Origin of the sequence: Streptomyces sp. NPDC087420, assembly GCF_044744165.1 — a bacterium.
Taxonomy (GTDB): Bacteria; Actinomycetota; Actinomycetes; order Streptomycetales; family Streptomycetaceae; genus Streptomyces.
Genome location: NZ_JBIUXU010000038.1, coordinates 1 through 3,396 on the forward strand (window position 1 = coordinate 1; position 3,396 = coordinate 3,396).

The window sequence follows — 3,396 nt, forward strand, 5'->3', positions numbered from 1 at the left end:
AATCCGCTGGGAACGACGCGCAGACATCCACGAAGCTTTCCTCAAGATCGCCTGCTGCCTCATCACCCACCGACAGATCAACTCATTGTGTTAGCCGTTGTTAGGCGTCCGCCACCCTGCTCAGAGACCTGGAGGTTCATCATGGAGGGGGGACAAGGATCGAACTCGCGCTCGGAGCTTGGGAATCACCCGGCACTTGAGCATGCGTACAGCCTCTGAACTGCGACAACGCTTGCCGAGGACCTTCTGTCGGGTGCCTCTGGCTTGCCCTCGTTGGCCGTGTTTTACCGCACCTACTGGCACGTTGTGGCACGTTCCCATCCACGGCACCCAAGCCGTCGGAGAGCCTCGTCTCCACCTCCTCGGCTACGACGACTGGACCGGCCCCGGCTCCGCCACCCTCATCGGCGTCGGCCGCCCCGCCCGCGACGCCGTACGCGCGGATCGCTGACCTCCTCCGCTGACAGAGGCATCCGCGTGCACCTTAGGTGTATCAGTGTCAGACCAGGGGCGTACGTTCGCGGCATGGACATGGGAGACGCCCCGGCGTGGGTGGGAGCAGGTCTGGGGCTGGCGGCCTTCATCGTCAGCCTGAGATCAGTGAAGCACAGCAAGCGTGCGGCTGACGCTGCCGAAGGTTCGGCTACCGCTGCTGAGCAGTCGGTGGTCGAGACGCGTCGTTCGAGCGATGCCGCAGAGAGGTCGGCGGCAGCGGCCGAGGAGACTCTTGCCGACCAGCGGCGCGAGGTGGCCGAGCGGCGCAGGCAAGAGGAAGAGGCCAGCCAGCCGCGTGCGAAGTTCCGTATCGAGCACCGCAGCAGGGCCGTCTGGGAGCTGATCAACTACGGGACGGCCCGTGCAGAGAACGTTTGCTGTCTCGACGCACCCGGCGCTCGGGACGAATGGCCGACCAGCCTCTCCGTGGCAGCGGGGGACGTGTACCCCTTCATGATGGTCGGGGCCATGGCGGAGCCCATTCCCTCTGTTCTTCGTGTCGTCTGGGAGGGCCAGGACGAACCGGTGCCGCTGCGCGTCCCGCCGCGTCTCGGGTAAGCGTCGACCGAACCCCGTAGGGGCGGTGCGGCCGGACAGCTCAGCCCTGGTTGCCGAGCGGCATGTGCAGGGCCTCTCGGCGGATGCGTACCGCGATGGCCTGGGCCTCACGGGCCCGGTCGGCGGCTTCACCCGCAACGTGCTCGGGAACGGGCTTCGGGTTGCCGCGCTCGTCCAGGAGAAAGCCCGCCTTATGCGGCAGGGGGCGCACCCACGCCCCGTCGTAGCAGTCCTGCCACGAGAACGAGTGACCGCTCGGCGGGCAGACGAAGTCCGCGTGGACGGTGGCCAGTAGGTCGTGGATGGCTTCCGAGTCCGGCCCACCTAGTACGGCCTCGTGCGGGTCGGGAAGTTTGCGGGCGATGAAGTTCGCGGCGGTGACGCGGGAGTGACTCATGACACCTCATTTTTGTCGGCCCCGCGCCTTGTCCACAGTTTACGGCGCGGCGCCGACACTGGTCCCCCAGCCGGAAAGCTGGCCACATGGCCGGCAGGTCAACCACCGAACCCCGCCGACGAATTGAGGCTAAGGTCAATACCGGTGATTTAGGCACGCCACGACGAACTCGGTGAAACGGCCGGTGTCGGCGAAGTAGTTCGGGTACGCGTCGCGCAGCTGGCTGATCCGGGCGATGTTGATGAGCACCGCGTCCAAGTCCTGGTTGTCCAATGCCTCCAACTCGGTGATCCGGGCCTCTGCGGCGGCCAGCGTCTCGTGTACCGTCACTGTGAGCCGTCCCTCGGTCCGCCAGAGCTCGAGGGTCAGGGCGTTCCGGCGGTCGGTCTTGGCGTGCTCGCCCACGATCGCCGCGTAGCCCCTTAGCCGCTCCAGAACGCCGACGTTCGCCTCTAGGAGCGCCAACTCAGCCGCCAACTCCTCCCGCGTCCCCTCGGCGCCGGGTACCGGGGTGGTGCCTTCCTCGTACGCCATGAGCGAGCTGACTAGGACGAAGAACCTGAGCACGTTCGCGTCGCCCTTCCCATACTTCAGTTCGCTGCCCGAGAACAAATCCATCGTCTCGACGGCGGTCGCCCAGGCGTGCTGGAGCTGCGTGCGCACCTGCAGCTCGATCCGCAGGCCGTGGTATTCCTCTTTCGAGGCTCCGTACTCGTACACCAGGTGAACACCCCGGTAGCCAGAATTGCGTGGCCCCGGGTCATCACGTAGGTAGTTGTAGACCTTATTGACGCGGTTCTTGCTCCGTGGCAAGTCGACCAGGACGCTGAGCAACTCGTCCACCTCGGCGACGGTGCCGAAGACCACCCGGCAGCCCCCCAAGTCCTGCATGGTGGTCACGCTCATCGTGGGGTGGCGCTTCAACTTGTCCAGGATCGTGGGCAGGCGCTTCCGGCGCTCGGCCACGACGGCGTTCGGGTTCACGGCGAGCGCTCGCTGCCGCACGGTCACGGTCACCGCGTTCAGAGGAAATGCATGGGCGAGACGGTAGTTGCTCAGGACGTCCCGCGCCTCCCTGATCTCCTCGGGCGTGCCCGTCCCCTTACCGATCATCCGGCTCGCGCGTTGGACGCGCTTGTTCGAGTTCTCAGGCACCACCCACTTCTTCATGGTCGCGACCGTACAGGGCCGCGCAGACGCCCGCCTGCGGTTATCGCCGCGTTCGGCGCGGGCCTTTCCGGAGGATGGCTCGATGCCTTTGCGGGCGATGCGCTGGCGGATGCGACGCTCGGGGGCGGGATCCTGCTTCCGAGCGGCTGCAGGCCGAGGCTGTCGTGCGTGTTGGCGCCGGAGACGCACAGGGGCGGTCCGTCGCGGTCGGTGATCAGATGGATTTTCGATCCCGGCTTGCCGCGGTCGGTCGGATGCGGTCCGGTGAGCGGCCCCCTTGTGCCGCCCGGACGCTGACGGAGTCGATGGCGCATCGCGACCAGTGCAGCTCGCCCCGAGTCCCGAGTTCGTCGAGGAGCACCCGGTGCAGCCTGGCCGACACCCGCTCACGGCTCCACTGAGCGAAGCGTCGGTAGGCGGTGGGCGGTGGGCCAGGCTGGCCCCAACGCCGGAGGCAACTGCCGCCGGGTGCAGCCGCCGGTGGCCACGAAGATGATCGCCGCCAGACATTCACGGTCCCCAGCTCGTCGGCGGCCGCCGCCCTGCGGGCGGGTGATCTCCGCCGGCGGGACCACCCGCCGGAACAGCGTCCACAACTCGTCTGGCATCAGCCGCTCGATCAGCTCCGTCATGTGCGGTTCAACGAGCGAATCACAACATCGGAAGCGACGCCTAACAACGGCTAACACAATGAGTTGATCTGTCGGTGGGTGATGAGGCAGCAGGCGATCTTGAGGAAAGCTTCGTGGATGTCTGCTCGTCGTTCCCAGCGGATG

Annotated in this window: 4 protein-coding genes and 3 pseudogenes; 3 read left to right on the forward strand and 4 right to left on the reverse strand. The window is 66.7% G+C overall.

The annotated features are described in order from the left end of the window. The 3 genes and pseudogenes from ACIO1C_RS35875 to ACIO1C_RS35885 form a co-directional block, all read left to right on the forward strand. Positions 1-94 (forward strand): annotated as a pseudogene (locus ACIO1C_RS35875) (IS5/IS1182 family transposase); the annotation flags it as partial. A gap of 222 nt (positions 95-316) precedes the next feature. Next, positions 317-451 (forward strand): annotated as a pseudogene (locus ACIO1C_RS35880) (pyridine nucleotide-disulfide oxidoreductase); the annotation flags it as partial. A gap of 74 nt (positions 452-525) precedes the next feature. Further along, positions 526-1,053 (forward strand): hypothetical protein, encoded by a 528-nt coding sequence (locus ACIO1C_RS35885; RefSeq protein WP_401872011.1) that lies wholly within the window; start codon positions 526-528, stop codon positions 1,051-1,053. A gap of 40 nt (positions 1,054-1,093) precedes the next feature. On the opposite strand, the gene ACIO1C_RS35890 is transcribed toward ACIO1C_RS35885, so the two are convergent. The 4 genes and pseudogenes from ACIO1C_RS35890 to ACIO1C_RS35905 form a co-directional block, all read right to left on the reverse strand. Continuing rightward, positions 1,094-1,450 carry a hypothetical protein gene (locus tag ACIO1C_RS35890; RefSeq protein ID WP_401872014.1) on the reverse strand — a complete coding sequence of 119 codons (357 nt, stop codon included), beginning with the start codon at positions 1,448-1,450 and terminating at the stop codon, positions 1,094-1,096. A gap of 135 nt (positions 1,451-1,585) precedes the next feature. Beyond that, a complete protein-coding gene (locus ACIO1C_RS35895; protein WP_401872017.1) occupies positions 1,586-2,620 on the reverse strand; it encodes a RelA/SpoT domain-containing protein in 1,035 nt (344 codons plus the stop codon). A gap of 386 nt (positions 2,621-3,006) precedes the next feature. Continuing rightward, entirely contained in the window at positions 3,007-3,252 is a 246-nt protein-coding gene (locus ACIO1C_RS35900; protein ID WP_401872020.1) for a transposase, read from the reverse strand. A 50-nt stretch (positions 3,253-3,302) separates the two neighbouring features. Further along, a pseudogene (locus ACIO1C_RS35905) lies at positions 3,303-3,396 on the reverse strand (IS5/IS1182 family transposase); the annotation flags it as partial.